This is a genomic window from Massilia sp. LXY-6, assembly GCF_051233485.1.
Classification (GTDB): Bacteria; Pseudomonadota; Gammaproteobacteria; order Burkholderiales; family Burkholderiaceae_D; genus Telluria.
Window position 1 is genome coordinate 37,857 of the sequence record NZ_JBKFGF010000035.1, and the last position, 26,911, is coordinate 64,767.

At 68.7% G+C, this 26,911-nt stretch carries 23 protein-coding genes; 9 read left to right on the top strand and 14 right to left on the bottom strand.

Going from position 1 to position 26,911, the window contains the following annotated elements; translation table 11 throughout:
• Positions 1-4 precede the first annotated feature (4 nt).
• Genes ACI48D_RS16170 through ACI48D_RS16180 form a run of 3 tightly spaced genes read left to right on the top strand, consistent with a single transcriptional unit; the run spans position 5 to position 6,406 of the window.
• The gene (locus ACI48D_RS16170; protein WP_435572261.1) at positions 5-2,224 is read left to right on the top strand and encodes a hybrid sensor histidine kinase/response regulator; all 2,220 of its coding nucleotides are present in this window, start codon (positions 5-7) and stop codon (positions 2,222-2,224) included.
• A complete protein-coding gene (gene cheB / locus ACI48D_RS16175; protein ID WP_435572262.1) occupies positions 2,221-3,264 on the top strand; it encodes a chemotaxis-specific protein-glutamate methyltransferase CheB in 1,044 nt (347 codons plus the stop codon). Before ACI48D_RS16170 ends, cheB begins: the two co-directional genes overlap by 4 nt.
• A 13-nt stretch (positions 3,265-3,277) precedes the next feature.
• Entirely contained in the window at positions 3,278-6,406 is a 3,129-nt protein-coding gene (locus ACI48D_RS16180) for an EAL domain-containing protein (RefSeq protein ID WP_435572263.1), read from the top strand.
• Between the two features lie 37 nt (positions 6,407-6,443).
• Here ACI48D_RS16180 and ACI48D_RS16185 read toward each other — a convergent pair whose 3' ends face one another.
• From ACI48D_RS16185 to ACI48D_RS16200, 4 genes are all read right to left on the bottom strand, one after another.
• Positions 6,444-7,673 carry a CaiB/BaiF CoA transferase family protein gene (locus tag ACI48D_RS16185; RefSeq protein ID WP_435572264.1) on the bottom strand — a complete coding sequence of 410 codons (1,230 nt, stop codon included), beginning with the start codon at positions 7,671-7,673 and terminating at the stop codon, positions 6,444-6,446.
• A gap of 11 nt (positions 7,674-7,684) precedes the next feature.
• Complete coding sequence (locus tag ACI48D_RS16190) at positions 7,685-8,461, bottom strand: enoyl-CoA hydratase/isomerase family protein (protein WP_435572265.1); 777 nt, start codon at positions 8,459-8,461, stop codon at positions 7,685-7,687.
• Positions 8,462-8,553: 92 nt separating this feature from the next.
• On the bottom strand, positions 8,554-9,831 hold the full coding sequence (locus ACI48D_RS16195) for an MFS transporter (protein ID WP_435572266.1): 1,278 nt from the start codon (positions 9,829-9,831) through the stop codon (positions 8,554-8,556).
• A gap of 45 nt (positions 9,832-9,876) precedes the next feature.
• Positions 9,877-11,112 carry a pyridoxal-phosphate-dependent aminotransferase family protein gene (locus tag ACI48D_RS16200; protein WP_435572267.1) on the bottom strand — a complete coding sequence of 412 codons (1,236 nt, stop codon included), beginning with the start codon at positions 11,110-11,112 and terminating at the stop codon, positions 9,877-9,879.
• A 160-nt stretch (positions 11,113-11,272) separates the two neighbouring features.
• On the opposite strand from ACI48D_RS16200, the gene ACI48D_RS16205 reads away from it, so the two are divergent.
• Together ACI48D_RS16205 and ACI48D_RS16210 are read left to right on the top strand one after the other, a co-directional pair.
• Complete coding sequence (locus ACI48D_RS16205; RefSeq protein WP_435572268.1) at positions 11,273-11,971, top strand: GntR family transcriptional regulator; 699 nt, start codon at positions 11,273-11,275, stop codon at positions 11,969-11,971.
• Between the two features lie 36 nt (positions 11,972-12,007).
• Entirely contained in the window at positions 12,008-15,037 is a 3,030-nt protein-coding gene (locus tag ACI48D_RS16210; protein WP_435572269.1) for an FAD-binding and (Fe-S)-binding domain-containing protein, read from the top strand.
• Here the strand turns inward: ACI48D_RS16210 and ACI48D_RS16215 are convergent.
• A complete protein-coding gene (locus tag ACI48D_RS16215; protein WP_435572270.1) occupies positions 15,034-15,435 on the bottom strand; it encodes a hypothetical protein in 402 nt (133 codons plus the stop codon). The two genes, ACI48D_RS16210 and ACI48D_RS16215, sit on opposite strands and share 4 nt — an antisense overlap.
• Positions 15,436-15,530: 95 nt before the next feature.
• Between ACI48D_RS16215 and ACI48D_RS16220 the strand changes: the two genes are divergently transcribed.
• The 3 genes from ACI48D_RS16220 to ACI48D_RS16230 are packed head-to-tail and all read left to right on the top strand — an operon-like array spanning position 15,531 to position 18,473.
• Complete coding sequence (locus tag ACI48D_RS16220; RefSeq protein ID WP_435572271.1) at positions 15,531-15,758, top strand: hypothetical protein; 228 nt, start codon at positions 15,531-15,533, stop codon at positions 15,756-15,758.
• 19 nt (positions 15,759-15,777) lie between these two features.
• Positions 15,778-17,139 (top strand): MBL fold metallo-hydrolase, encoded by a 1,362-nt coding sequence (locus ACI48D_RS16225; protein WP_435572272.1) that lies wholly within the window; start codon positions 15,778-15,780, stop codon positions 17,137-17,139.
• A gap of 17 nt (positions 17,140-17,156) precedes the next feature.
• A complete protein-coding gene (locus ACI48D_RS16230; protein ID WP_435572273.1) occupies positions 17,157-18,473 on the top strand; it encodes an MFS transporter in 1,317 nt (438 codons plus the stop codon).
• 18 nt (positions 18,474-18,491) lie between these two features.
• Here ACI48D_RS16230 and mdcH read toward each other — a convergent pair whose 3' ends face one another.
• The 9 genes from mdcH to mdcA all read right to left on the bottom strand — a co-directional run bounded on the left by mdcH (position 18,492) and on the right by mdcA (position 25,948).
• Positions 18,492-19,415: a malonate decarboxylase subunit epsilon gene (mdcH, locus tag ACI48D_RS16235; protein ID WP_435572274.1), complete on the bottom strand. Its 924-nt coding sequence runs from the start codon at positions 19,413-19,415 to the stop codon at positions 18,492-18,494.
• Positions 19,412-20,074, bottom strand: a complete 663-nt coding sequence (locus ACI48D_RS16240) for a malonate decarboxylase holo-ACP synthase (RefSeq protein WP_435572275.1) — start codon at positions 20,072-20,074, stop codon at positions 19,412-19,414. The genes mdcH and ACI48D_RS16240 overlap by 4 nt, the downstream gene beginning before the upstream one ends.
• 1 nt (position 20,075) lies before the next feature.
• Positions 20,076-20,840: a malonate transporter subunit MadM gene (gene madM / locus ACI48D_RS16245; protein WP_435572276.1), complete on the bottom strand. Its 765-nt coding sequence runs from the start codon at positions 20,838-20,840 to the stop codon at positions 20,076-20,078.
• A 10-nt stretch (positions 20,841-20,850) separates the two neighbouring features.
• Complete coding sequence (madL, locus tag ACI48D_RS16250) at positions 20,851-21,279, bottom strand: malonate transporter subunit MadL (RefSeq protein WP_435572277.1); 429 nt, start codon at positions 21,277-21,279, stop codon at positions 20,851-20,853.
• A gap of 88 nt (positions 21,280-21,367) precedes the next feature.
• Positions 21,368-22,189 carry a biotin-independent malonate decarboxylase subunit gamma gene (gene mdcE, locus ACI48D_RS16255; protein WP_435572278.1) on the bottom strand — a complete coding sequence of 274 codons (822 nt, stop codon included), beginning with the start codon at positions 22,187-22,189 and terminating at the stop codon, positions 21,368-21,370.
• Complete coding sequence (locus tag ACI48D_RS16260) at positions 22,186-23,064, bottom strand: biotin-independent malonate decarboxylase subunit beta (RefSeq protein WP_435572279.1); 879 nt, start codon at positions 23,062-23,064, stop codon at positions 22,186-22,188. The genes mdcE and ACI48D_RS16260 overlap by 4 nt, the downstream gene beginning before the upstream one ends.
• Positions 23,061-23,372: a malonate decarboxylase subunit delta gene (locus tag ACI48D_RS16265; protein WP_435572280.1), complete on the bottom strand. Its 312-nt coding sequence runs from the start codon at positions 23,370-23,372 to the stop codon at positions 23,061-23,063. The genes ACI48D_RS16260 and ACI48D_RS16265 overlap by 4 nt, the downstream gene beginning before the upstream one ends.
• Positions 23,373-23,387: 15 nt before the next feature.
• Positions 23,388-24,275: a triphosphoribosyl-dephospho-CoA synthase gene (locus tag ACI48D_RS16270; protein WP_435572281.1), complete on the bottom strand. Its 888-nt coding sequence runs from the start codon at positions 24,273-24,275 to the stop codon at positions 23,388-23,390.
• On the bottom strand, positions 24,275-25,948 hold the full coding sequence (gene mdcA / locus ACI48D_RS16275; RefSeq protein WP_435572282.1) for a malonate decarboxylase subunit alpha: 1,674 nt from the start codon (positions 25,946-25,948) through the stop codon (positions 24,275-24,277). Before mdcA ends, ACI48D_RS16270 begins: the two co-directional genes overlap by 1 nt.
• 117 nt (positions 25,949-26,065) lie before the next feature.
• Here mdcA and ACI48D_RS16280 point away from each other — a divergent pair.
• The coding region (locus ACI48D_RS16280) for a LysR family transcriptional regulator (protein WP_435572283.1) at positions 26,066-26,911 on the top strand (846 nt) is incomplete at its 3' end.

The following is a 26,911-nucleotide window of genomic DNA, read 5'->3' on the forward strand; positions in this document are numbered from 1 at the left end:
GGCAATGACCGACCAGCAGTTCCATCAGCGGCTGCGAGCGATCTTCAGCGAGGAGGCGCGCGAGCACCTGGCGCATATCGAGGCCGCCCTGCTTGCGCTCGAACAGGCGGACCAGCCGCAGCGTGTCCCGGCGATCGAGCAGGCCCTGAAGGCGCTGCACACGCTGAAAGGGGCGGCGCGCGCGGTCGACGAGCGCGAGCTCGAACAGCTGTGTCATGCGTTCGAAAGCGTGCTGGTGGCCATGCGCGAAACCGGTGTGCCGGCCTCCGCCGAACAGTTCGACGGCATGCACCTGGCCGCCGGCGCGGCGCGCGAGGTGGTCGATGCGCCTGGCCTGCGCAGCCGCAAGCGGGCCACCGTGCTGGCCGGGAAGCTCGACGCCGTCACGCAGCAGCTATCGCCCAGGCCGGGCGCCAGCTTCATGGCCGCGCCGCGGTTGCCGGCGCAAGCGGCGGCGCTTGCCGACCCGGCCGACCAGGCCGAACCGGCGCAGGGCGCGCTGCGCGAAGATGCGGAACCCGGCGCGGAACCGGGCGGGGGCGATGGCGCGGGAGAGCGCATCCGCGTCGACGGCCGCAGCATCGATGCGATCCGTGCGCAGACCGAGGCCTTGCTGCCGGTCGAGTTGAAGCTGCGCCATCACGTCGAGGAACTGCGCGCGCTCGCAGCCGCGATGGCCGCGGGCCGGCGCGACACGGACGCCGGCGCGGACCGGGATGACAGCAGCTGCTTCGAGCTGGCCTGCGACCGCCTGGCTGCCGGACTGGAACGCACCGGCAAGGAATTGCATGCCGTGCGCGCACGCCTGTTCGACGCCGCGCTGGAAACCGCCCTGGTGCCGTCGGCCATGGCGCTGGACGAATTGCCGGCGCTGGTGCGCAAGCTGGCGCGCGGCCACGAAAAGCAGGTTCGGATCGAGACACGCGGGGCCGGCGTCTCGATCGACCGCCGCGTGCTGGGCGTGGTCCGCGAGGCGCTGATCCACCTCGTCAGCAACGCCGTCGACCATGGTATCGAGCCGCCCGCGCTGCGCGCTGCGGCGGGCAAGGATCGCGTCGGGCGCATCGAGATCGCCGTGACGCAGCACGATGCGCGCACGGTGGCGCTGCGGGTCAGCGACGATGGCGCGGGAATCGACATCGATGCGGTCGCGCAGGCGGCCGTTCGACGCCTGGGGCTGGACGAAGCCGGCCTGTCGCAGATGAGCGATGCGCAAAAGCTGCAGCTTGCACTGCGCGCCGGGGTGTCGACCCGTTCCGAGGTCACGCCGGTTTCCGGGCGCGGCATGGGGCTGGCGATCGTGGCCGAGAAGGTGGCCGCGGCCGGCGGCCAGGTGCTGGTCCGGACCGCATCGGGCGCGGGAGCCTGTTTCGAACTGCTGTTGCCGGTCGGCGTCGCGAGCCTGCGCGCGCTGGTCGTGGAGGTCGGCGGCGCGCCCTATGCCGTGCCGCTGTCGGGCCTGGAATCGGTGCGCAGCGCGGCGCAGGCGGAGATTCGCACGGTCGAGGGCATCGAGACTCTGCGGGTCGGGCACCGGGTCCTGCCGCTGGTGCGGCTCGGCGCGCTGTTCGGCACGGCCCGGCCGGGGCAGGCCGCCGAACCCGAGGTGGTGATCGTGGCGCGCGTCGGCGACCAGGCCTTCGGCATGCTGGCCGGCGCCATCGTTGCCGAGCAGGACGTCCTGCCCAAGCGCCTCGGCCCCATGCTGCGGCGGGTGCGCTGGTTCAGCGGCGCGGCGCAGCTCGGCGACGGCACCCTGGCGCCGGTGATCGCCCTCGAGGACATCGCCAGCCACGGTTTCGGCAGCCTGCGCGCCCTGCCAGCCGGCGAAGCGGTGGCGAAGCGCGTGAAGCGGGTACTGGTGGTCGAAGACTCGGTCACCTCGCGCTTGCTGCTCAAGCATCTGCTGGAAGGCGCCGGGTGGAGCGTCGACACCGCCGTCGACGGGCTCGACGCGCTGTCCAGGCTGCGCGGCGCGCGCTACGACGTGGTGGTGAGCGACGTCGAGATGCCCGGCATGGACGGGCTGGCGCTGACGGCCGGCATCCGCGCCAATCCGGCTACCGCCGAGCTGCCGGTCATCCTGGTTACCTCGCTCCAGACCCCGGAGCAGCGCGAGGCCGGCCTGCGCGCCGGCGCCGACGCCTACTTCACGAAGGGCAGCTTCGACCAGGACCGCCTGCTGGCCACGGTGCGCCGGGTCGGCGGGATGGAGGCCCGATGATCAGGGTGCTGGTGGTGGACGATTCGAGCTCGGTGCGGGCATTGCTGGAGCATATCCTCGGCGCCGCTTCCGGCCTGCGGGTGGTGGGTAGCGCCGCGAATGGCGTGGACGCGCTGCGGCTGGCGCAGGAACTCAGGCCCGACGTCATCACGATGGACCTGCAGATGCCGCGCATGGACGGCTACGAGGCGATCCGCCAGATCATGCAATCGTGCCCGACACGCATCGTCGTCGTCAGCGGCAGCGAGGACCGCAAGGAGGTCGACGCGAGTTTCCGCGCGATCGAGGCCGGGGCGCTGGTGCTGGTGCGGCGCCCCCATGGCATCGGCAGTCCCGCGCACGCCGAGAGCGCGCGGGCGCTGGTCCGCACCGTCAGGGCCATGGCCGAGGTGCGGGTGGTGCGGCGCTGGGGCGATACGCGCCGCCCCATGCCGCGCGTCCAGGGCGCGCAGTGGCGGCTGGTGGCGATCGGCGCCTCGACCGGCGGGCCGACCGTGCTGCGCGATATCCTGGCCGAACTGCCGGCCGGCTTTCCGCTGCCGCTGGTGATCGTCCAGCACCTTGCGCCCGGCTTCACGCGCGGCATGGCCGACTGGCTGGCCGGCGCCAGCGGTTACCCGGTCGAGCTGGCCCGGGATGCCGGGCTCTTGCTGGGCGGCCGTGCCTACCTCGTCCCGGAAGGGCGACAGGCGGCGCTGGGTCCCGGCCCGGCCTGCAGGCTGCTGGAGGCGCCGCCGGAACATGGCATGTGTCCGTCGGTGTCGTATCTGTTCCGTGCCATCGATCCCGAACTGCGCCCGGCCACCGCCGCGGTGCTGTTGACCGGCATGGGCAAGGACGGGGCCGTCGAAATGAAACAGCTGCGCGAACAGGGCGCGCTCACGATCGCGCAGGACCGCGCCAGCTCGGTGGTGTACGGCATGCCCGGCGAAGCCGTGCGGCTCGATGCCGCGATGCTGGTGCTCGAGCCGTCCGAGATCGGCAAGCTCCTGGCGCGGCTGCCGGCCGATCCATGCCTTCCGTACCCATTCCAACAATGAAGACAGCCATGCAATGACCACCACACGTCCACATTACGAGAGCGAGATCGAGATCCTGGTGGTGGAGGACAGCGCCACCCAGGCCCGCCAGCTGGCCGAGATGCTCGAGGCCCAAGGCGGCTTCCGCGTCCGCATCGCCAGCGACGGCAGGGAAGGGCTGCGCGAAGCGCGGCGCCTGCCGCCGACGCTGATCGTCACCGATATCGCCATGCCGAACATGGATGGCTTCGAGATGTGCAAGGAAATCAAGCGCGATGAGGCGCTGCGCGACATCCCGGTGATCCTGCTGACGTCCCTGAGCAGCCTGTACGATGTGATCAAGGGCCTCGATTGCGGGGCCGACAATTTCATCCGCAAGCCGTTCAAGGCCCATTACCTGCTCGGCCGTATCCGGTTCATCCTCGCCAACCGGGCCTTGCGTTGCAACGAGCGGGTGCAGCTCGGGATGCAGGTCAACCTGGGGGGGCAGACCCACTTCATCACCGCCGAACGCCAGCAAATCTTCGACCTGCTGATCTCGACCTACGAAGAAGCGATCCAGATGACCGAACAGCTGCGCGCCCAGCAGGAGCGGATCGCCCATTCGTACCAGTCGCTGGAGGGCCTGTACCGGGTCGCCGAAGCGCTCAACCCCGTGCTCTCGGAGCAGGCGGTAGCGGAACTCGCGCTGGACCTCGTCCTGGATTTGCCGGGCGTGGAGAAGGCCGCGATCACGCTGCTGGACCATGATGGCAAGCCGGGCTTCACGGCCGCGCGCGACGCCTCGGGCGCGGCGGTCGAGCCCTGCGGCTGCGGCGCCTCGGCGGGCGAGGAACAGCCTGCGGGGGCCTGGCTGTCCACTTGCCATGGACGGCCCGGCTTGCACATACCGCTGGTGACGGGGGTACGTTCGCGCGGGATGATGTGCCTGAGCCTCATGGATGGCCAGCCGGCCAGCGACGACCGCAACGTGCTCGAGACGGTCGGCAGCCAGATCGCGGTCGCCATCGAGCGTGCGCACCTGTACGGCCATATGGAAAGCCTGGTGCACGAGCGCACGGCGGCGCTGGAATCGGAGCGTGCGCTGCTGTCGACCGTGGTCGATACCAGCGGCGCCTTGGTCGCCGTGTTCGACGGCAACGGCATCATCCGCCTGTTCAACCCGGCCTTCGAAAAGAGCTCGGGCTGGCGCGCGGACGAAGTGCTGGGCCACGATTTCCGCGAATTCTTCCGCCGCGCGGACAACGGGCCGGTCCTGTTCGAGCCGCCGCCTCCCGGCAAGCCGCCCGTCCAGCGGAGCGGTGAATGGCTGGCGCACGACGGCAGCGTGCGCAAGGTGATCTGGGTGTCCACTTGGCTGCGGGGTGGCGACGGCAAGGTGGCTTATGTGGTCATGACCGGGCTGGACGTGACCGAGCTGCGCGGCACCGAGGAGCGGCTGCGCTACCTGAGCAACTTCGACCCGGGCACGGGCCTGCCGAACCAGGTGCTGTTGCGCGACCGCGTGCGCCAGATGACGGCCAGGGTGATCGAGGGCAAGCAGGTGATCGGCTATCTGTCGGTGAAGGCGGTGCGCCTGCAGGCGATCAAGGCGAGTCTCGGGCTGGATGCCGAGCGGGCGCTGCTGCGCCGGGTCGCCGCCCGCCTGGGCGAGCTGGCGGCGGGCGATCTCACGGTGGCCCGCACCGGCGAGCGCACCTTCGCGATCGCGGCGCTGCGCGCCAATGAAAGCGAAGTCGGCACGCTGGTGCGCCAGGTGCAGCAGATGATGGACCGGCCCTTCGATTACCAGGGTGAAGAGGTCCATCTCGATCCGTGTATCGGCGTTGCGCTGTTCCCGAACGATGGCGATGACTTCGACAATATCGTCCAGGGCGCCGAAGCGGCGCTGCAGCGCGCCATGGTGAGCAAGGACGAACGCTACGCCTTCTACCGCCCCGAGCTCAACGAGGGCATGGTCGAGCGCTTCCGCATCGAAAGCGCATTGCGCCGGGCGCTCGATCGCGACGAGCTGATCGTGCACTACCAGCCCCAGGTCAGCCTGTCGACCGGCGCCATTATCGGCTTCGAAGCGCTGCTGCGCTGGCAGCACCCCGAGTTGGGTTTGATCCCTCCCGGGCGTTTCATCGGCCTGGCCGAAGAGACCGGGCTGATCCTGCCGATTGGCGAAAGGGTGCTGCGGCTCGCCTGCGCGCAAAGTTGCGCCTGGCAGCGCCAGGGCCTGCGCGCGGTGCCGGTGTCGGTCAATTTGTCGGCGCGCCAGTTCTCGGAACGGATCGCCGACACGGTCGGCCAGATTCTCGCGGAGACCGGGCTCGAGCCTGGATTGCTCGAGCTGGAGCTGACCGAAAGCGCCTCGATGGACGATCCGCAGAAGACCTTCGAGACGCTGCGCAAGCTGAAGGACATGGGGGTGCTGCTTGCCATCGACGACTTCGGAACAGGGTACTCGAACCTGAATTACCTGAAACGCTTCCCGGTCGACAAGCTCAAGCTCGACCAGTCATTCGTGCGCGACCTGACCAGCGATCCGGACGACCTGGCGATTTCGCGCGCGGTGATCGCGATGGCGCACGGGCTGCGGCTCGAGGTCATTGCGGAAGGCGTGGAAACCGAGGGCCAGCTGGCGCTGCTCGCGCAGCATGGCTGCGACGAGATCCAGGGCTACCTGTTCAGCCGTCCGGTGCCGCCCGCCGAGTGCGAGCGCATGCTGCGTGAGGAGACATCGCTCGCGCTGGAGAAGCTGCGGCCACAGCCTTACCAGCGCACGCTGCTGTTCATGGACGACGAGGTCCATCTGCTGGCGGCGATCAAGCGCACGATGCGCCATAGCGGCTATCGGGTGCTGGTGGCAAGCAGCGCCGACGAAGCCTTCGAAATCCTGGCCACCAACGAGGTCGGGGTCATCCTCTGCGACCAACGCATGCACGGCATGAGCGGCACCGAATTCCTGTCGCGGGTCAAGCAGATGTATCCGAACGCGGTCCGCATGGTGCTGTCCGGCTATACCGATCTTCAATCGGTGACGGATGCCGTGAACCGGGGGGCGATCTTCAAGTTCCTGACCAAGCCCTGGGTCGACGAAGAGCTGACCGGGGCGGTGCGCGACGCATTCGCCAAATTCGAGGCGAAGCGTGGGGCTCCGGCCGGCTCGGCGGAATAAGGAAAGCCCCGGTCCCGGGGCTTTTTCGGCGCAGGCGCTAGTCCATGCGTGCTTCCTCGATCACCCCGTCCGCCGCCAGCGCGTCGATCTGCTCATCGTCGTAGCCGTACTCCCTGAGCAGCTCGCGCGAATGCTCGCCCAGCATCGGCGCATGCCGGCGCACGCTGGTCGGCGTCGCCGAGAAGTGCAGCGGGCAGCCCAGCGACTTGGTGCGGCCTGCCTGCGGGTGCTCGACCTCGACCACCATGCCGCGCGCCTCTACCTGCGGGTGGCTCAGCGCTTCGCCGATCGTGTGCACCGGACCGACCGGTACGCCGGCGGCGTCGAAGGCGGCGATCCATTCGTCGCGCGTGCGGGTCTTCAGGACCTCGGCCATCGCCTCGGTCAGGGCCTGCAGGTTGCGCATGCGCGCGGCGTTGTCGTGGAAGCGCGAGTCGTCGCGCCATTCGGGATGGCCCAGCACGTCGGCGATGCGTTCCCAGTTGGCCTGGTTGGCGCCGCCGATGTTGATCCAGCCGTCGCTGGCCTGGAAGGCCTGGTAGGGCGCCGTCAGCAGGTGGGCCGAGCCGGTCGGCCCGGCCGACTGGCCGGTCGCGAAATAGATCGCCGCGTGCCAGTAGGTCTGCTGCAGCGCCGCCTCCATCAGCGAGGTTTCGACGATCTGTCCCTCGCCGGTCTTCTGCTTGTGCGCATAGGCGGCCAGGATGCCGACCACGGCCAGGATGCCGGCGTTGATGTCGGCGATCGAGTTTCCGGTCTTGGCCGGCGGGCGTCCGGGTTCGCCGGTCACCGACATCAGGCCTGAAAACCCTTGCGCGATCAGGTCGAAGCCGCCCTTGTCGGCATACGGGCCGTCGCGGCCATAGCCCGACACCGAACAGTAGATCAGGCCGGGATTGATCTGCCTGAGCGTCTCGTAGCCGAGGCCCAGTCGTTCCAGTGTGCCGCGGCGGTAGTTTTCGGTCAGGACGTCGGCCCGCTTCACCATGTTCAGCAGGACCTCGCGTCCCTTCGCGTGCTTCAGGTTGAGCGCAATGCCGCGCTTGTTGCGGTTCAGGATCATGAACGGCGCCGACACGCCGTTCACGCGCGGCTCGCGGTAGGCGCGCGAATCGTCGCCGCCGGGGAGCTTCTCGACCTTGATGACGTCGGCGCCCATATCGGCGAGCATCATGCCGCAGGTGGGGCCGGCCATGATCTGCGCCAGTTCGAGGACGCGCATGCCGGCCAGCGGGCCGGGATGGGGTATGGTGGGTGTGCTTGTCATGGGATTCGTGTTCAGGACCCGGTCCAGGCGGGTTTTTGTTTGTCGAGGAAGGCGCTCACGCCGATCCTGAAATCGCGGCTGCCGTAGCAGGCCGCGACCAGGTCGTCGCCCTGCGGCACGGTTTCGGCGACCATGCGCCGGATCGCTTCCTTCGAGACCCGCTGCGTCACCGGGGCCAGTTTCGACAGCTTGGCGCACAGCTCGCGCGCCGCGGCGTCGATCGACGCCGCGTCCGCCACCGCGGTCAGGAAGCCGCACTCCAGGGCTTCCTGGGCGGAGAGTAGTTCGGCCAGCAGCAGCATGCGCTTGGCGCGCGCCACGCCGAACGCGGCCACGACCCGGGCCGTGTTCGCCATCGACAGGCAGTTGCCCAGCGTGCGCGCGATCGGCACGCCGAAGGAGGCGGTTGGCGTGGCGATGCGGAAATCGCAGGCGGCGCTGATCGCCAAGCCCCCGCCGATGGCCCAGCCGTCGACGATGGCGACGGTCGGCATCGGCAGCCGCTCGATCTGGCCGATGCGCAGGTCGATGGTCTGTTCGTAGGCGATGCCGTCGGCGCCGCTGTCGAAGGTCTTGAATTGCTCGATGTCGGTGCCGGCCACGAAGGCTTCAAGGCCGGCGCCGCGGAAGGTGGCGACCCGCACGTCGGAGCGGCCAGCCAGCTCCTCGCAGATGCGTCCCAGCTCTTCGTACATCGCCCAGGTCATGGCGTTGCGCGCCTCCGGGCGGTCGATCAGGATGGCAGCGATGCCGTTTTCGACGGTCAGCTGCACACGGCCGTTACTCATGGAACTCCTCTGTATCGATCTCTTGCATTGGTGAATGCGGGAGCCGGCCGGTCGCGTACCCGGGCCGGCTCCGCTGGCGCATGCCGGCCCGGTCAGGCCGGTTGCACTCCCTTCAGGACGGCGTGGGCCGTTTCGTCGAACTTGTTCTGCGGCTTCATCGCGAACGCGGTGATCGAACCCACCACCATCAGCGCCATCGAGAAGATGAAGGGCGTATCCCAGTTGCCGGTCTTGTCGATCAGCCAGCCGCCGAAGAGCGGGCTGATGATCGCCGCCAGCGCCGAGCCGGTGTTCATCATGCCGCTGGCGGTGCCGGAGAACTTCGGCGCGATGTCCATCGGGATCGCCCACATCGGGCCGATGGTGAACTCGATGAAGAAGAAGCCGAGGCTCAGGCAGATCGCCGAGATCGCCAGGTCATGCACGAACATCAGCGGCACCAGCGAGGCCAGGGTCAGCAGCATGCAGATCACGACGATGTTGCGGCGTGCGGTGTTCAGGTTGCCGGTCTTTTTCAGCAGATGGTCGGAGACGATGCCGCCCAGCGCATCGCCGATCACGCCGGCGAAGAACACGCCGGCCGAGAAGATGGCGGACTTCTTCAGGTCGAGCTGGTAGTTGTGCAGGAAGTACTGCGGAATCCAGCTCAGGAACAGCCACAGGATCCAGCCGTAGCAGAAGTAGGTGATGGTCACCGGCATCATGCGCTTGAACAGCGGCATCCACGGAACCTTCGGGCGGTCCTTGTACTGCTTGTACTCGGGCAGTGCGGCCAGTTCGTCCTGGGTGATGCGCGGATGGTCGGACGGGTTGTCGCGGAAGCTGATCGCCCACCACAGCACCCAGCCCAGGCTGATGCAGCCCAGGATGATGAAAGAGCCGCGCCAGCTGGTGGCTGCCATCAGGGCGACGACCAGCGGCGGGGTGACCGCGTTGCCGAGGCGCGCGCAGGCGTGCGTGATGCCCTGCGCAAAGCCGCGCTTCTCGGCCGAGAACCAGCTTGCCATGGCGCGGGTCGCGGTCGGGAAGGTGGCGCCCTCGCCCAGGCCCAGCAGCATGCGGGCCAGGAACAGGGACACCAGGCCGGTCGCCAGGCCGCTGAGGATGGTGGCCGCGGCCCAGACCAGCGCGCAGATGGTCAGGGTCTTGCGGGCGCCGAACTTATCGCCCAGCCAGCCGCCGATGATCTGGAACACCAGGTAGGGATAGGCGAAGGCGGAAAACACGAGGCCCAGCTGGGTCTTGCTGAGACCGAACTCCTTGCCGAAGCTGGCCGCGGCGGTACTGACGTTGACTCGGTCGACATAGGTAATCAGGTACATCACGCAGAGTAGTAACAGCACCTGCGTCGTGGCACGGCTTGCTTTCATGTGGTGTCTCCTGTTCGTTTTTCTCTTGGAACCGGCGTGGCGCTCTTATGCCGCCTTTGCCAGCGTCTCGGCGCGCCGGCCTTGTGGGCTGGTGGCCGTCAGGTATTGCATGGCGGCCAGTACGCCGCCCTTGCGGTGCGGGATGCCCGCCACCTCGAAGCCCATCTCGACACCGGCCAAGGTGCCCATCAGGGTCAGGTCGTTGAAGTCGCCCAGGTGGCCGATGCGGAACACCCAGCCGGACAGCTTGGTGAGGCCCTGGCCCAGCGACATGTTGAAGTTCTCCAGCACGGTCTTGCGGAAGGCGTCCGCGTTGTAGTACTGGCCCGAGGCATCCTTCGGCATCACGACGCCGGTGAGCACGCCGCTGTACTCGGCCGGGTTCTGGCACAGGACCTCCATGCCCCAGGCCTCGACGGCGGCGCGGGTGGCGGCGGCGTGGCGCTGGTGGCGCGCGAACACGTTCTGCAAGCCTTCTTCGAGCAGCATGTCGCAGGCTTCGGACAGGCCGTACAGCAGGTTGGTGGCTGGGGTGTAGGGCCAGAAGCCGTTCTTGTTCGCTTCCAGGATGTCGTCCCAGCCCCAGTAGGCCTTCGGCAGCCCGGCCTGGCGCGAAGCGGCGATCGCCTTGCTTGATACCGCGTTGAACGACAGGCCCGGCGGCAGCATCAGGCCCTTCTGCGAGCCGCCGACGGTGACGTCGACGCCCCATTCGTCATGGCGGTAGTCGATCGAACCGAGCGAGGAGATGGTGTCGACCAGCAGCAGGGCCGGGTGGCCGGCGCGGTCGATCGCGCGGCGGACGGCGGCGATATCGGAGGTCACGCCGGTCGAGGTTTCGTTGTGGACCACGCACACGGCCTTGATCTTGTGCTCGGTGTCGGCAGCCAGGCGCGCTTCGATCTTGGCGGCGTCGGCACCACGGCGCCAGTCGTCGCCGATGAACTCGGGCTTGATGCCCAGCTTGTCGGCCATTTTCTTCCACAGCGTAGCGAAGTGGCCGGTCTCATACATCAGCACGGTGTCACCGGGGGACAGGGTATTCACGAGTGCGGCTTCCCAGGCGCCGGTGCCCGAGGCCGGGTAGATCACGACCGGGTTCGCGGTCTGGAAGATCTTGCCGATATTGGCCAGCACCTTCTTGCCCAGGGCCTGGAATTCGGGGCCGCGGTGGTCGATGGTCGGATAGTCCATCGCGCGCAGGATGCGGTCGGGGACGGTCGAAGGGCCCGGGATCTGCAGGAAGTGGCGGCCGGCCGGGTGGGAGTTCAGTTTTACCATGTGTAAGCCTGTCGTGTTGAGAAAGAGGAGTGAAAACTTTTGTATACAATATGCAGAATTAAAACCAAGTCAATGCATATCGTGTTTTGTGCAGTGCGGACCTAGCAGAAATGAGAGGGTGTACTCACCAGGCATTTTGTATCTGGTATACAATCGTCACATGAATAATCCTGCAACTCCACCCGTGATTGCCAGCATCGACCGCCTGGGCTTGTCTGCGGCCGTCGGCGCGCGCCTCAGGGACATGATCGTCGAGGGCGTCCTGGCGCCCGGCACCCGCCTCAACGAGCGCATGCTGTGCGAACAGCTGAACGTCTCGCGCACCCCGCTGCGCGAAGCGTTCAAGACACTGGCGGTCGAGGGACTGATCGTGCTGCAGCCGAACCGCGGCGCGGTCGTGGCGCAGATGTCGGTGCCCGACATCGAACAGACCTTCGAAGTGATGGGCGCATTGGAAAGCCTGTCCGGCGAGCTGGCGTGTGCGCGCGCGACCGACGCCGAAGTCGCCGAAGTGCGCGCGCTGCACTACGAAATGCTGGCAGCCCATGCGCGGCGCGACCTGCCGACCTATTACAAGCTGAACCACGCGATCCATGACCTGATCAACGCGATGGCGCGCAATACGGTCCTGACCGAGACCTACCAGCAGATCAATGCGCGGATCCAGAGCCTGCGCTTCCGCTCGAACTTCAACCAGGACAAGTGGGACGCGGCCGTCCACGAGCATGGCCTCATGCTGGAAGCGCTGGAGCGGCGCGACGGCAACGCCTTGCGCCTGATCCTGCAGCAGCACCTGCGCAACAAGCGCGACGCCGTGATCGCCGTGCTGCGCGCGGCGCAAGGCCCCGCATCCGAATAAGCAGCATCGATCAATCCATCACCCGGAGTCCCTGACATGAACGATTCGGTACCGTCCAAGGTGTTGCTGTCCGCCGGCGTGCAGGCACGCATCGACGGCCAGGAACTGGCCAGCCGGCTGCGCAGCGAAACATCGGGGGAGGTACTGTTCGACCGCCAGTCGCGCGGACGCTATTCGACCGACGCGTCGATCTACCAGATCGAGCCGGTCGGCGTGTTCGTGCCGCGCACCGAGGACGACGTGGTCCGGGCGCTGGCGCTGGCGCGCGAGGCGCGCGTGCCCGTGCTGGCGCGCGGGGCCGGCACCAGCCAGTGCGGCCAGACCGTCGGCGCGGCGCTGGTGCTCGACAACAGCAAGTACCTGAACAAGGTGATCGACTTCGACAAGGAAGCGCTGACGGTCACGGTACAACCCGGCATCGTGCTCGACCACCTGAATGCCTGGCTCAAGCCGCACGGCTTGTGGTTCCCGGTCGACGTCTCGACCGCGGCCCAGTGCACGCTCGGCGGCATGGCCGGCAACAACTCCTGCGGCTCGCGCAGTCTCCACTACGGCAATATGGTGCACAACGTGCTGGCGATCGACGCCTGGCTGGCCGACGGCAGCCTGGGTCGTTTCGGCCCGCTGGCCGCGATGCGTGCCGGTGCGTCCGCCCGCATCCAGCGCCTGCTCGAGACGGTGGAAGCGATCGCCGTACGCGAACGCCAGGAGATCGGCGAACGCTATCCGAAAGTCATGCGCCGGGTCGGCGGCTACAACCTCGACATCTTCCACCCGCAGTCGGAGCGTCCCTACACGCCGGATGGCAGCGTCAACCTGGCGCACCTGCTGGTCGGCTCGGAGGGGACGCTCGCCTACTCGCGCAGCCTGACGCTGAAGCTGGCACCGCTGCCGAAGGCAAAATCGCTGGGCATCGTCAACTTCGGCAACTTCAGCAAGGCGATGGACAGTACCCAGCACATCGTCAAGCTGGGGCCGGTGGCGGTCGAGCTGGTCGACCGCACCATGATCGAACTGGCGCTGTCCAATCCTGCATTTCGCCCGACCGTCGAAAAAGCCCTGATCGGCAGGCCGGATGCGATCCTGCTGGTGGAGTTCGCCGGCGAAAACAAGGCCGAGCAGGACCGCAAGCTGAAGGACCTGGTCGACCTGATGGGCGAGCTCGGCCTGCCGGGCACGGTGGTCGAGATGGCGGACGAAGCGGAGCAGAAGGCCTTGTGGGAAGTGCGCAAGGCCGGCCTGAACATCATGATGAGCCTGAAGGGCGACGGCAAGCCGGTGTCCTTCATCGAGGATTGCGCGGTGCCGCTCGAACACCTGGCGGCCTACACCGACAGCCTGACCGAAGTCTTCGCCAGGCACGGCACGCGCGGCACCTGGTACGCCCACGCATCGGTCGGCACGCTGCACGTGCGCCCGATCCTCGACCTGCGGCGCGACGGCAGCGCCAAGATGCGCGCGATCGCGGAAGAAGCGGCAAGCCTGGTGCGCAAGTACAAAGGCGCGTTCTCGGGCGAGCATGGCGACGGCCTGGTGCGCAGCGAATGGGTCGACTGGCAGTTCGGCGAGCGCATGATGGGCGCCTTCCGCGAGATCAAGGACGCCTTCGATCCGGACGGCCTGATGAACCCCGGGAAGATCGTGCGCGCCACCAAGATGGACGACCGTTCGCTGTACCGCTTCAAGCCCGGCTACGCCGAACAGCCGCTGCGGACGGCACTCGACTGGTCGGCCTGGAACGTGCAGGCCGACCCGGTGACGGAGCAGGTGAGCGCGCCCGGCACGGGCGGCGACGCCACCGGCGGCTTCGCCAAGGCGATCGAGATGTGCAACAACAACGGGCACTGCCGCAAGTTCGACAGCGGCACCATGTGCCCGAGCTACCGCGTGACCAAGGACGAGCAGCACCTCACGCGCGGCCGCGCCAACACGCTGCGCCTGGCGGTCTCGGGCCAGCTTGGGCCGGACGCGTTGACGTCGGACGCCGTGTACGACACGATGGACCTGTGCGTGGGCTGCAAGGGCTGCAAGCGCGATTGCCCGACCGGCATCGACATGGCGCGCATGAAGACCGAATTCCTGTATCACTACCGCAAACGCCACGGCATGACCATGAAAGACAAGCTGGTGGCGAACCTGCCGCGCTACGCGCCGTGGGCGGCGAAGCTGGCGCCGCTGTTGAACCTGCGCGACCGCCTGCCGGGCGCGGCCGGCTTGAGCGAGACGTGGCTGGGCCTGAGCGCCAAGCGCACGCTGCCGCGCTGGCGCAGCGACACCTTCCTGTCCGTGGCGCCGACGCCGACGCAGGCGGCGAAGGATGCGATGGAAGTGGTGCTGTTCGCCGACACCTTCAATAACTACTTCGAGTCCGAAAATGCCCGCGCCGCCCTGCGCGTGCTGCAGGCGGCGGGCTACCACGTGCACGTGGCCCGCGCCCCGGACGAGTCGCGTCCCCTGTGCTGCGGCCGCACCTACCTGGCCGCCGGCCAGGTCGACGAAGCAAAACAGGAAGCCCGCCGCGCCATCGATGCGCTGTTGCCCTTCGTACGGCGCGGCGTGCCGGTGGTGGGACTCGAGCCCTCCTGCCTGCTGACGATGCGCGACGAGTTCCTGGCCTACGGCTTCGGCGAAGAAGCGCAGTTGCTGGCCGGCGCCGCCCTGCTGTTCGAGGAATTCGTGGCCCGCGAATCGAAGGCGGGCAAGCTGAAGCTGAAGCTCAAGGCGCTGCCGCAATCGACGGCCCTGTTGCATGGCCACTGCCACCAGAAGGCCTTCGACGCGGTCAAGCCGGTGCAGCTGGTGCTGGGACTGATCCCCAAGCTCGACGTCAAGCTCATCGAAAGCAGCTGCTGCGGCATGGCCGGCAGCTTCGGCTACGAGGCGAAGCACTACGAGACGTCGATGAAGATGGGCGAGCTGTCGCTGCTGCCGGCCGTGCGCAAGGCCGGGCCCGACACGCTGATCGTGGCCGACGGCACCAGCTGCCGGCACCAGATCGCCGACGGCGCCCAGCGCGAAGCCCTGCACGTGGCGCGGGTGCTGGAGGCGGCGCTGGACGCGTCTTAAACGTCCAGCGGCGCATCCACCAGCAGCGAGGGATCGAGCGCACGGATGCGCGGCTCGACGTAATAGCCGCCCGCCTCGACATAGCGCAGGCAGCTGCGGCCGCATACCGTGCATTGCTGCGCCGTGCAGCGGTTGTACGGAAAATACCGCGGCGCGATCGGCGCGTCGGCCGACCAGTAAGCGCTTCCATGCGGATGATATTCGGCATAGGTCGGTTCAAGGTAGGGATCGCCCGTCAGGGTGCAGGCCGTGCGCATCTGCGCTTGCGGGAAATCGGCCGGGACGCGGGTCCATTCGCGGTAGCTATCGAGCGCGCACGGGCAGGCGCGCGTCACGCCGCTTGACGAGCGGGCCAGTTCCGCCAATTCCTCGAATGTCATCGTCTGGTGCTCCGCCATGTCCGCCGCCTGTGCCTGGTAAAACCACGATTTTGTCACGCTTGCGCGTCAAATGTTAGGATGGCGCTACATATATTCACCATGCAGAGGAAGCAATGACCGTATTCGCCATGCCCGTATTCGACGCCACCGTCATCTATGAGGGCAAGGAATTGTTCAAGGGCCGGGGCGCGGCGAGCATGTGGGCCGAAAAGCTGGCCCGCGAAATCGAGAGCGGCGTGACGGTCGAAAAGATCGGCACCGGCTGGGCCCTGTGCGGGAGCGTCGACGGCGTCGAGTGCCGCTGGGGCATCCACGGCCAGCGCCTCAAGCGCCTCGACTGAATCGGGGGGCACGCCATCCATGAGCAGCCCGTCGCTGAGCATTTCCCGCATCCTCCACGCAGGCTATGTGTTCGAATGCGGTGGCACGCGCATCGCCTTCGACACGATCTTCGAAAACCCGTTCAGCCGCAATTGCCACGCCTTTCCGGACGTCCGTTTCGACCACGAGCAGATCCGGCGCCAGCGTTTCGATGCGGTGTTCATCTCCCATTTCCACGACGACCACTGCTCGCTCGAGAGCCTCGACCTGCTGGAGCGCGACACGCCGCTATACATCTATTGCCTGTTCGAGGAGCTATTCGACATGGTGCGCCAGCTCGGATTCACGTGCGTGCAGGCCTTGCGCCTGGACCATCCGGTGGAGGTCGGGGCCTTCCGCGTGGTGCCGCGCGAAGCCATGGATGCCGACGTGGATTCGATGTTCCAGGTGCAGGCCGCCGGGCTGAATGTGCTGAACGTGGTCGATTCGTGGATCGACGACGTCACGCTCGCGCAGCTGGTCCGGGAGGGGCCGTGGGACATGGTGCTGTGGCCGTTCCAGACCATGCGCGAACTCGAAGTGCTGGCGCCGTCGCGCGCGGCCGCGGCGCCGCCCGAACTGCCGGAGGAGTGGATCGGGCAGCTGAAGGCGCTCGCACCGCGCTACGTGGTCCCCAGCTCCTGCCAGTTCCGGCTCGAACCGTGGTCGTGGTACAACCGCGCCTTCTTCCCGATTTCCTATGCGCGCTTTGCGCAGGAGCTGAGGGCGGCACTGCCGCAGCTGCAGGTGGTGCGGCTCGATCCCTCGGTGTCGGTGCGGCTGGACGCCGTGTCGCTGCAGTCCGCGCCGCCGCTCGGCTGGGTCGTGCCGGTCGGCGAACAGGACGTCGACTACGTCTACGAAGGAAACGCGGCCGCGCCCCCGACGGCCGAGATTGCGCGCCGCTTCGAGCCACTGACGGCGCCCCAGCAGGCACGCGTGATGGAGTACTGCCGTATTGAGCTGCCGGAAAAATACGCCGGGACGGAAGCCGCCTCCGACTATTTCGACCGGCCCCGCATCTGGCAGCTCTCGGTGCTCGATCACACGGGGCAGGCGATCCGGTTCCGCTACCGCCTCGAGCCGGAGGGCGGGGCTCGTCTTGACGAAACGTCGGCCCCGCTCGCCTGGACCACCGAGATCCCGGCCGCCAAACTGTATGCGGCGCTCGAACTGGGCGAGTCGCTGACCTCGATGTACATGCGGATCAACGACGCGGTGTTCGACGCGGCCACCGAGCACGAACTGGCGCAGGCCGACGTGGTCGACGATCCGTTGATCCGCTGCCTGTTCGGCGACAGCTTCGGCGCCTACCAGGCGGCCCAGCTGCGCCGGCTGCTTGCGCCTGAACCCCAGAGATGAATACTGGAGAAAAGCAGATGACGAGCTTACCCGCGAGCGTCGAACAGGCCATCCGGACGGCCGGCGTCGGCAAGTTCCAGTACCGCCTGTTCGTCATCTTCGGCCTGGTCTGGATGGCCGACGCCATGCAGGTACTGTCGATCGGCTTCAGCGCGCCCTCGATTGCGAAGACCTTCGGGATCGCGATGCCGCGGGCGCTGGAAACCGGCACCTTCTTCTTCATCGGGATGCTGATCGGCGCCTTCGTGTTCGGCCGCCTGGCGGACCGGATCGGGCGCCGGCCGGTGCTGATGGGCGCCGTGGTGGTCGATGCCTGCTTCGGCGTGGCATCAAGCTTCGCCCCCGATTTCAGCTGGCTGCTGGCGCTGCGCTTCCTGACCGGCATCGGCGTGGGCGGCACGCTCCCGGTCGACTACACGATGATGGCGGAATTCCTGCCGAGCGACCGCCGCGGACGCTGGCTGGTGCTGCTCGAATCCTTCTGGGCGGTCGGCACGATCCTGCTGGCGGTGCTGGCCCTGGCCGCCCTGCGATGGGGGGCCGACGCCTGGCGCGTGATCTTTTTCGTCACCGGTATCCCGGCCCTGGTCGGTGTCGTGCTGCGCTTCTCGGTCCCCGAATCGCCGATGTACCTGAACCGCAGCGGCATGCCCGAGCGGGCGCGCGCGGTGCTGGAGCGCGTCGCCAGGGTCAACGGTCGCACCGTGAGCATTCCCGCGCTGCACCCGGAAACGCCGGTGAAAGCATCGCTGGCGGCGCTGTTTTCCGGCGGCCTGCGGCGCCGCAGCGTGTCGCTGTGCGTGGCCTGGATGCTGATCTCGATCGCGTATTACGGCGTGTTCGTCTACCTTCCGGTGAAGCTGAGCGGTGAGGGCTTCGGCTTCATGCGCGGCCAGGAATTCCTGATCGTGCTGGCGCTGGTGCAGCTGCCCGGTTTCGCGCTGTCGGCCTATGGCGTCGAACGCTGGGGGCGCAGGCCGACCCTGGTGGGTTTCCTGCTGCTGAGCGCCGCCGGCTGCATGCTGTACAGTTTCGGCAGTGCGATGCCACTGGTGGTCGGATCGACCCTGCTGATGAGCTTTGCGCTGCTGGGCACCTGGGGCGCGCTGTATGCCTTCACGCCGGAGGTATATCCGACCGACCTGCGTGCCACTGGAATGGGATTGGCGGGCGCGGTGGCGCGCTTCGGCGGCCTGTTCGCGCCGGCGGTGATCGCGCCGGTGATGGCGGCGCATTTCACGCTGGCGCTGGCGATGCTGGCCGCGCTGCTCCTGATCGGCGCGGGGGCGATCCTGTGCGTCGACCTGGAATCGCGCAACCGCGCCCTGGAGTGAGCGTCCGCGGAGGCCCCGTCAGCCCGCCCGCCGGACCGCCGCCACCAGGCTGTCCAGCCGCTCCGCTTCGCAACTGAGCGCCACCCCATCCGCAAACTCGGGCCCGGTCAGCTTGGTCAGCACCGACCCGCTCGGCATCTCCACTGCCAGGCGCGCCCCCCGTTCCCACGCGTGCCGCACCGTATCCGCCCATGCTACCTGGCGCGCCATGTTCGCCGCCAGGTCGATGCCGATCCGCCGTCCGTCGAACAGCGCGCGCGCCTGGCTGCTGCTGATGAAGCTGATGCGCGGCCGCGCCAGCGCGACCTGGTCCATCGCGCAAGCCAGCGTGCGCGCCTGGGCGTCCAGCAATTCGCAGTGCGAGGGCACGGCCACCGCCAGGCGTTCGGCGCGCTGCGCGCCGGCGGCAATCGCAAGCTCGGCCACCGCCCGCATCGCCGCCTCACGGCCCGCGATCACGAGCTGGCGCGCGGCGTTCAAGTTGGCCAGGTAGACTTCGCGGCCGGGCGCATGCACCTGCGCGAGCAGCGGTTCGAGCTGCTGCCGGGCCAGGCCGCCGATCGCCGTCATGCCTAAGCCGGACGGGTAGGCATCCTCCATCAGGCGTCCGCGCAACTCCACCAGGCGCACCGCGTCGCCGAAGGGCAGCACGCCGGCCGTCACCGCGGCCGGCCAGGCGCCGATCGACAGTCCGGCCACCATCTGCGGCTGCGCATCGTGCGCCGCCAGCACGCGCGCCATTGCGACCCCGGCCACCAGCAGGCAAAGCTGCACCGCCACCGTGGAGCGCAGGGCGGCGTCCGAATCCAGCGACAGCACCTCGCGTCCCAGCGCCGTCGACGCCTCGGCCAGCGTGCGCGCGGTTTCCGGATGCTCCGGCAGCGCGTGCAGCATGCCGGGCTTTTGCGCGCCCTGCCCGGGGAAGGTGAACAAGACGCTCATGCCGCTTCCTTTGCCAGCCAGGGGTCGGCCACCAGCAGCGGGCCGCCGGCGGTCTTCAGCATCACCTTGCCGCCGCGCGCATGCTCCATCAGCGCGAAACCGCCGGCGCCGGTGTCGACCTGGATGTCGACCCGGCATCCGGCATGCGACTGCAGCGCGCACAGTGCCGAGAGCAGGGCCGGGGCCAGCGGTTGCGGTGCGCGCACCAGCAGATCGAGGTCGCTGCCCGGACGCAGCACCGGCAGCCCGCAGGCCAGCCAGAAGCCGGTGCCGCCGGCCGGACCCCAGGCCAGGCCCAGCTCCTGCAGCCGCGGCGACAGTTCAAGGAGGGCGGCGACGCAGGGCAGGGCGGCAGCGGCGTCGCGCAAGGCCGGAAAGTCCCCCAGCACGGCCTGCGCCAGCATCTCCGGCGTGACGCGCCGTGCCACCTCGGCCACGGCGATATGGCCGGCGCAGCGCTGCCCGCGCTGCAGGCCGCGCACCCCGACCGGCACGCGGGCGGCGCCGGAAGCGCTGCGCCGCACGACCAGCGGTGCGCGCGCCAGCCAGGCCGCGTCCAGCCAGCCCGGACGCTCGCCGCCGCCGCAGGTCTCGAAAGCTTCGGGACGGCGCAGGAACAGCAGGTCGTGCGGGCGCGGGAGGGGTACTGCGATGTCCATCTCAGCCGATCAGCGAACGGGTCGCGAAATACAGCAGCGACGGCCCCAGCAGGCAACCCAGGCCGGTGTGGAAGGTCGCGACCAGGGCGCCGTAAGGTACCAGGCGGCGGTCGGTGGCGGCGAGGCCCGCCGAGACGCCGCTGACGGTGCCGGCCAGGCCGCCGAACACCATGGCCGAGCGCGGCGTGCGCAGGCGCAGGAAGCGTGCCGCCGCCGGCGTGCCGACCATCACCATGATCGACTTCACCAGGCCGGTCGCGATCGAGAGCGCCATGATGTCGGACGAGGCGCCGAGCGCAGCCCCGGTCACCGGGCCGACGATGTAGGTCACGGCGCCGGCGCCGATGGTGGTGATGGTGACGGCATCGCGGTAGCCGAAGCTCCAGGCCACGCAGGCGCCGACGATGAAGGGCAGCACGGTTCCGAGCAGCAGCGCGACGACGCCGACCATGCCGGCCTTGCGCGCCTCCGTCACCTGGACCTCGAAGGCGGTGGCGGTGATCGCAAAGTCGCGCAGCATGGCGCCGCCCATCAGGCCGACGCCGGCGAACAGGGAAACGTCGGCCAGGCCCTTGGTGCCGCCGGTCTGCACGCCGCCCCAGTAGGCGAGGATCAGGCCGATCGCGATCGCGATCGCCGAGCCGTGCACGCGTCCGAAGGTCAGGCGTTTCGACAGTTGCATCGAGACGATCATCACCAGGCCGACCAGGGCGAAGGCCAGCACGAGGCCATTGTGTTTGACGGTTTTTTCGAGCAGTTCAAGCATGATGTTCTCCTCAGGCGCGGTGCGTTGCGACGCGGGCCTTGGTGTCGGCCTCGGTGTTGACTTCGGTCTCGCCGGCACTGTCGGCCTGGCGTTCGGTGCGGTTGATCATCGAGACGAAGCATGCGCATACCAGCACGCTGCCGGCCGCCGCGAGCACGGCCACCGGGCCGCCGCGCAGGGCGGCCAGCACGTTCTGGGTGGCGGCCATCGCCACCACCACCGGGATGTACATCGCGCCCCAGAAGCCCACGCCCATCTCGGTGGTCTGTGGCATCAGCCCGCGCTTGTGCAGCCAGAGCCGGGCGCAGATCAGCAGGATCATGGCGATGCCGACCCCGCCGACGTTGGTTTTTACGCCCAGCAGCGCCCCGAGCAGGTCGCCCAGGAAGATGCCGAGCAGGTGGCACACGGCCAGTAATGCGGTTCCATAGATAATCATGTTTGTCTCCTGTACTTCGTCCAAGAAAAAGGGCGGGCGCCGGTTTATTGTTGTTGGTGGCGTCCCGCGGAACATCTGCGCGTGGTCGTCAGTCGGCAGCCTCCCATTGTGCCTGCAGCAGTTCGCGCACGCTGCGCGAGGCTTGCCGGTGGTCGCCGCGCAGGCGGCCGGACAGGTCGCGCTCGCGGTCTTCGAGGATGTCGGCCAGCGCCGCTTCGAGCGTGCGCTGGACCAGCGCGATGTCCTGCTCGCCCGGCAGCGCCAGGTCGGCCAGCCGCAGTACCCGCCACAGGATGCCCAGCGAGGCGTAGCTGTTGATATCGTAGGCCATCGGCGGCACGGTGGCGGCCAGCTTCTCCAGCGCCTCGACCGAGCGCAGGGTGACGCGCGCCGCCGAGGCCTTGCCCATCGCGTGCACCATCACGGCCGGGTCGTCCAGCGCGATCAGGCGGTTGGCCTGGTAGCCGTGCGCCAGGAAGGCGCCCGACATCGCCAGCCCGACGATCAGGCCGATCACCGGGTGCCCGGCCAGGCGGGCCTGGGCATAGGCACCGGCGGCGCCGGCCAGGGCCTGATGGATGCCGAAGGCTTCCTCGCGCCGGCCGTAAGCCTGGCTGGGCACGTCGATCAGGGCGACGATCGGGCGCTTGACCGGGGCATCGCGGTCCAGCGCGATCACTTCCTGCACGGCCTTGGCCAGCTGCCAGCCTTCGACCAGCCCGACTTCGCCGTTGCGGGCGCGCGGGAAGCGGTTCTCGGGGTCGGGCACGACCGCGATGTAGCGTGCCGGCCGGCCGGCCAGCAGCGCGTCGCGAACCTGGACGGCGGCCCAGTCATGCGCCGGCCGGGTGCCGCCGGTCAGCAGGCGCAGCCACATGGCGCCGCGGGTGTGAGTCTGTGCTTCCATCATGCGTCTCCGTGGCGGTAGATTGTCCGTACGTCTTCCGGGGTGGGCTGCCTGGCCGTGTCGACCCGCTCCAGGCTTGCCAGGAAGGCGTCGGCGCGTTCGCTGCGGTGCACTGCCGGCAGGCCCTGCGCGAACAGGCGCGCCACCGTGGCCCTGACTTCGGCCGTGTCGTCCTGCACGCAGGCATCGGCCAGGCCGGCCGCGACGCGCTGCGCGCCCCCGGTCAGGCCCCAGATCAGGTCGCGCTTGCGGGCGTCGAATTCGGCGACGCCGGCTTCCTGCTCGATCACCTGCGGCCCGTTCAGGCCCAGGCGGGCTTCGCGGGTCAGCACCAGCCAGGAGCACAGGCCGGCCACGATCGACATGCCGCCGTAACAGCCGACCGTGCCGGCACTGACGCCGATCACCGGCTGGTAGCGGCGCAGGTCCACCACGGCGGACTGGATCTCGGCGATGCTTGCCAGGCCCAGGTTGGCTTCCTGCAGGCGCACGCCGCCGGTCTCGAACAGGATCACGGCCCGGGTCGGGATGCCGCGCCGGTTGTCGCGCGCCGCCAGTTCCAGGCTGCCGGCGATCTTGGCACCGCCGATCTCGCCCATGCTGCCGCCCTGGTAGGCGCCTTCGATGGCCAGCACCACGGTCGGGTGGCCGTCGAGTCGTCCCTTGGCGACCACCACGCCGTCGTCGGCCTGGGTCACCAGCTGCTGCATGGCGAGCCAGGGCGAGTGCAGGCGCTCGAAGGGACCGGCCAGTTCGCGCATGCTGCCCGGGTCCAGCAGGGCCCGGGCGCGGCTGCGCGCGCCGCGCTCGATGAAGCTGTCGCGCTTCAGCAATCGGTCGATGTGCGGGTCGATATGCGGGTCGATCTCGGTACTCATGGCGTATTTCCCCCTTGCGCCGCCTCTTCGAAGGCCTGCTCGATGCGCATCCGCACCACGCCGGGCGTCGCGCCGTTGTCGTTGATCTCGATGCGCGCGGCCGGCAGGCTGCCCGGGCCCAGCACGCGTTCGAGCAACGAGGTCCAGGTGCCGCCGTAACCGTCCACCGAGGTCTGCACCGCCACCGTGGTGCGGCCGGCAATGCCGGGCTCCAGCAAGACCTCCAGGTCGCCCGAGGCGACCACCCCGGCCACCGTGCGCCCCGGAGCCGGCTGGCCGGCGCGGAACTCGAATTCCAGTCTTTCCATGATCTTCTTGTCTCCTTAGCTCTGTTCTCGTTCGCTGCATGGTTCGATGCGGTCAAGCAGCAGCGCCGCCGCCAGCAGGTCCGCCGCGCCGCCGGGCGACACGTGCAGCATGCGCATCCGCGTTTCCAGCGCGCCCAGGGCCTTGCGTCCGTTCGGCGTCGCCATCCCTCCCGCTGCCAGCACGCGCCGCGCGCCGGCCTGGGTGGCTTGCAGCGCCTTGCGGCCGCCGCGCGCCAGCAGGCAGGTGTCGTCCAGCCCGGCCATGACCGCCAGCAGCGCGTTCACGCGCGCCTGCGCTTCGCCGTCGCCGCGTGCGCGCGACAGGCGCAGCATCGGCAGGGCCTGTCCGACGACAGCCGGGAAGCCGGCCCTGGCCTGGCCGCGCGCACCGCCCACGCCATGCTCGCGGCAGGCCAGTTCGCCCTTGTTGCCGGTGCGCCGGGGCGCGTCCGGATCGTCGATGCGGGCCAGCATGCCGGCGCCGGCGGCGATGTCCGCCGCGTCCGCGGCGCCACCCTGGCGCGCCGCCGCCGTCACCAGCAGGCCCAGGGCCCAGATCGCGCCGCGGTGGGTGTTGACGCCGCCGGTGGCCGCCATCATCGCGGTTTCGGCCTCGCGCCCGATGGCGCCGATGCGGCGGCGCAGGGCGCCCGGGTCCGCGATCCCGCTGCCGGCAGCTACCATCTCCAGGAAGGCCGGGCGCAGGGCACAGGCCGAGCGGCACATCAGCAGCCAGCTGAGGTCGCTGTGGGCGCCGCTGCCGCGCATGTCGACCAGGCCCGGCTTCGGGGTCAGCATGGCCTCGTCGACCAGGGCGTCGACGGCAAGGCCGGCCAGGCGCTCGGCCAGGCGGTCGGCAAGGCCGGCGGCGGCGCGCTGCTGCAATGGATTCAGCGCCGTCATCACCAGCTCCTGAACTTGGCGGGCGGTTCGTACAGGCCGCCGGACCAGTCGACCAGCTCGGCGATGCTCTTGGCCGCCAGCAGCGAGCGGGTGGCCTGGGCACGCTGCACGCCCATGTCCTCGGGCAGGGCGATCAGGCCCTGCTCGCGCATGCGGGCGGTCTGCTTCGGGTCGTGGCGCAGGCCGATCGGGGTGACGCCGGCCACCGCCGCCAGCATCGCCTTGCGCTCTTCCAGCGAGCGCGCCTTGTACAGGTAGGCGATGCCTTCCTCGGTCAGCACGTGGGTCACGTCGTCGCCGTAGATCATCACCGGCGCCAGCGGCATGCCGGACGCCTTGCCGACATCGACCGCATCGAGCGACTCGACGATGGTCGGGGCGGTGCCGTCCTGGAAGGTCTCGACCATCTGCACCACCAGTTTTTTGCCACGGGCGAGCGGGTCGTCGCTTTCCACCAGGTCGAGCCAGGCCGGGGTGGCGTGGCGCCGGCCGCGCGGGTCGTGGCCCATGTTGGGGGCGCCGCCGAAGCCGGTCAGGCGGCCGTGGGTGACGGTCGAGGAGTTGCCCAGGCCGTCCATCTGCAGGGTCGAACCGATGAACAGGTCGACCGCGTACTGGCCGGCCAGCTGGCAGAAGGCGCGGTTCGAGCGCATCGAGCCGTCACGGCCCGTAAAGAACACGTCGGGACGGGCGGCCGTGTAGGCTTCCATGCCGAGTTCCGCGCCGAAGCAGTGCACGCTCTCGACCCAGCCCGATTCGATGGCCGGGATCAGGGTCGGGTGCGGGTTCAGGGTCCAGTTGCGGCAGATCTTGCCCTTCAGGCCGAGCTGCTCGCCGTAGGTCGGCAGCAGCAGTTCAATGGCCGCGGTGTTGAAGCCGATTCCGTGGTTCAGCGACTGCACCTGGTGGCGCTCGTACACGCCGCGGATCGCCATCATCGCCATCAGGATGTGGACCGGCTTGATCAGGCGCGGGTCGCGCGTGAACAGCGGCTCGATGTAGAAGGGCTTGTCCGACTGGACCACGAAGTCGATCCAGGAGCCGGGGATGTCGACCCGCGGCAGGTCCTTCGGATCGTCGACGATCTCGTTGACCTGGGCGATCACGATGCCGTCGCGGAAAGCCGCCGCCTCGACCAGCGCCGGGGTGTCCTCGGTGCTGGGGCCGGTGTACAGGTTGCCGGCGCGGTCGGCCTTGTAGCCGGCCACCATCACGACGTTCGGCGCCAGGTCGACGTACAGGCGGGCGTACAATTCAATGTAAGTGTGCAGGGCGCCCACCTGCAGCGTGCCCTCCTGCAGGAACTGCGAGATGCGCAGGCTCTGCGGGCCGGCGAAGGCGAAATCGAGCTTGTTGGCGATGCCGCGCTCGAACAGGTCGAGGTGCTCGGGCAGGCTCACGCTCGGCATGATCATGTGCAGCTTGTTGACGCGGTCGGGATCGACCTGCACCAGGCTGCGCGCCAGGAAATCGGCCTGCTTCTGGTTGTTCCCTTCGAGGACCACGCGGTCGCCGCTGTGCACCAGGCGTTCCAGCGCTTCCACCAGGCGGCCGCTCTGCAGCACCGGTCCGTCGGCCAGGTGGGCGACCTGCGCGATGCGGCGCTGCTTGTCCTGGCGCCGCGTGTCCCACTGCCGGGCGGGCCGGGAACCTTGCGGGGATGTGCTTCCCATGTTGTCTCCTTCGATATTTGCGTTCTGGTGCCAGCATAGGGAGCGCGGGCTGGCGATTCAATCAACGCGGCCGGCAAACGTTTACTCTCAAGTTAATGATTGGAGTAAGCTTGCACTATGATCGACGAAGAGATTACGTTAAAGAAACTTGAGGTCTTCCTGGCCTTCATGCGCCTGCACAGCCTCGCCAAGGTGTCCGAAGAGCTGGGCCAGAGCACGGTCAGCGTGCACCGCGCCCTGCACTCGCTGGAGGAGGGCCTGCACTGCCCGCTGTTCCGGCGCGAGGGCCGTAGCCTGGCGCCGCTGCCGGCCGCCTTCGTGTTCGCCAAGCACGCCCAGCGCGCGGTCGAGGAAACCGAGGAGGGCATCCGCAAGGCGCGCGAGCTGGCCGGCGTGGCCGGCGGCAGGATCAAGATCGGCTCCCTGTATTCGCTGACCCTGCGCTGTATTCCGCAACTGCTGATGGGCCTGAAGATGCGCCGTCCGGAACTGCAGATCGACCTGACCCTGGGCTCGAACCAGGAACTGCTGCGCAGCCTGGGCGAAGGGCGGCTGGACGCGATCGTGATCGGCCTGCAGGCCCCCAGCGAGGATCCGCAACTGCTGGCCGTGCCCCTGTTCGACGACGAAGTGCGGCTGGCGGCGCCCCAGGGGTCGCCGTATGCCGGCCGCAGCGGTGTCGACTTGCGCGAGCTGCGCGGCGAACAGTTCATCACCCTGGGCGGCGGCTTCGTCACCTCGGACAGCTTCGACCACGCTTTCCAGCAGGCCGGCTACGTGCCCGAGACCATCATGCGGGTCGACGACATCTTCTCGCTCATCAACCTGGTCGGCGGCGGCATGGGCTACAGCCTGCTGCCGGGCCGTGTGGCCGGCTTCAGCAGCCGCATCGACCTGATTCCGCTGGACGCCCGCTACGGCTCGCGCCAGACCATCACGCTGCTGCTGTCGCGCTCGCGCGAG

Excerpts from the sequence above, each read along its gene's own strand:
- mdcE (WP_435572278.1), bottom strand. The coding sequence starts at position 22,189 with ATGATGGAAGCACAGACTCACACCCGCGGCGCCATGTGGCTGCGCCTG.
- cheB (WP_435572262.1), top strand. The coding sequence starts at position 2,221 with ATGATCAGGGTGCTGGTGGTGGACGATTCGAGCTCGGTGCGGGCATTG.
- ACI48D_RS16220 (WP_435572271.1), top strand. The coding sequence starts at position 15,531 with ATGACCGTATTCGCCATGCCCGTATTCGACGCCACCGTCATCTATGAG.
- ACI48D_RS16265 (WP_435572280.1), bottom strand. The coding sequence starts at position 23,372 with ATGGAAAGACTGGAATTCGAGTTCCGCGCCGGCCAGCCGGCTCCGGGG.
- ACI48D_RS16200 (WP_435572267.1), bottom strand. The coding sequence starts at position 11,112 with ATGGTAAAACTGAACTCCCACCCGGCCGGCCGCCACTTCCTGCAGATC.
- ACI48D_RS16205 (WP_435572268.1), top strand. The coding sequence starts at position 11,273 with ATGAATAATCCTGCAACTCCACCCGTGATTGCCAGCATCGACCGCCTG.
- ACI48D_RS16170 (WP_435572261.1), top strand. The coding sequence starts at position 5 with ATGACCGACCAGCAGTTCCATCAGCGGCTGCGAGCGATCTTCAGCGAG.
- madL (WP_435572277.1), bottom strand. The coding sequence starts at position 21,279 with ATGATTATCTATGGAACCGCATTACTGGCCGTGTGCCACCTGCTCGGC.
- ACI48D_RS16215 (WP_435572270.1), bottom strand. The coding sequence starts at position 15,435 with ATGGCGGAGCACCAGACGATGACATTCGAGGAATTGGCGGAACTGGCC.
- mdcA (WP_435572282.1), bottom strand. The coding sequence starts at position 25,948 with ATGGGAAGCACATCCCCGCAAGGTTCCCGGCCCGCCCGGCAGTGGGAC.
- mdcH (WP_435572274.1), bottom strand. The coding sequence starts at position 19,415 with ATGAGCGTCTTGTTCACCTTCCCCGGGCAGGGCGCGCAAAAGCCCGGC.
- ACI48D_RS16230 (WP_435572273.1), top strand. The coding sequence starts at position 17,157 with ATGACGAGCTTACCCGCGAGCGTCGAACAGGCCATCCGGACGGCCGGC.
- ACI48D_RS16270 (WP_435572281.1), bottom strand. The coding sequence starts at position 24,275 with ATGACGGCGCTGAATCCATTGCAGCAGCGCGCCGCCGCCGGCCTTGCC.
- ACI48D_RS16260 (WP_435572279.1), bottom strand. The coding sequence starts at position 23,064 with ATGAGTACCGAGATCGACCCGCATATCGACCCGCACATCGACCGATTG.
- ACI48D_RS16195 (WP_435572266.1), bottom strand. The coding sequence starts at position 9,831 with ATGAAAGCAAGCCGTGCCACGACGCAGGTGCTGTTACTACTCTGCGTG.
- ACI48D_RS16180 (WP_435572263.1), top strand. The coding sequence starts at position 3,278 with ATGACCACCACACGTCCACATTACGAGAGCGAGATCGAGATCCTGGTG.
- ACI48D_RS16240 (WP_435572275.1), bottom strand. The coding sequence starts at position 20,074 with ATGGACATCGCAGTACCCCTCCCGCGCCCGCACGACCTGCTGTTCCTG.
- ACI48D_RS16225 (WP_435572272.1), top strand. The coding sequence starts at position 15,778 with ATGAGCAGCCCGTCGCTGAGCATTTCCCGCATCCTCCACGCAGGCTAT.
- ACI48D_RS16190 (WP_435572265.1), bottom strand. The coding sequence starts at position 8,461 with ATGAGTAACGGCCGTGTGCAGCTGACCGTCGAAAACGGCATCGCTGCC.
- madM (WP_435572276.1), bottom strand. The coding sequence starts at position 20,840 with ATGCTTGAACTGCTCGAAAAAACCGTCAAACACAATGGCCTCGTGCTG.
- ACI48D_RS16185 (WP_435572264.1), bottom strand. The coding sequence starts at position 7,673 with ATGACAAGCACACCCACCATACCCCATCCCGGCCCGCTGGCCGGCATG.
- ACI48D_RS16210 (WP_435572269.1), top strand. The coding sequence starts at position 12,008 with ATGAACGATTCGGTACCGTCCAAGGTGTTGCTGTCCGCCGGCGTGCAG.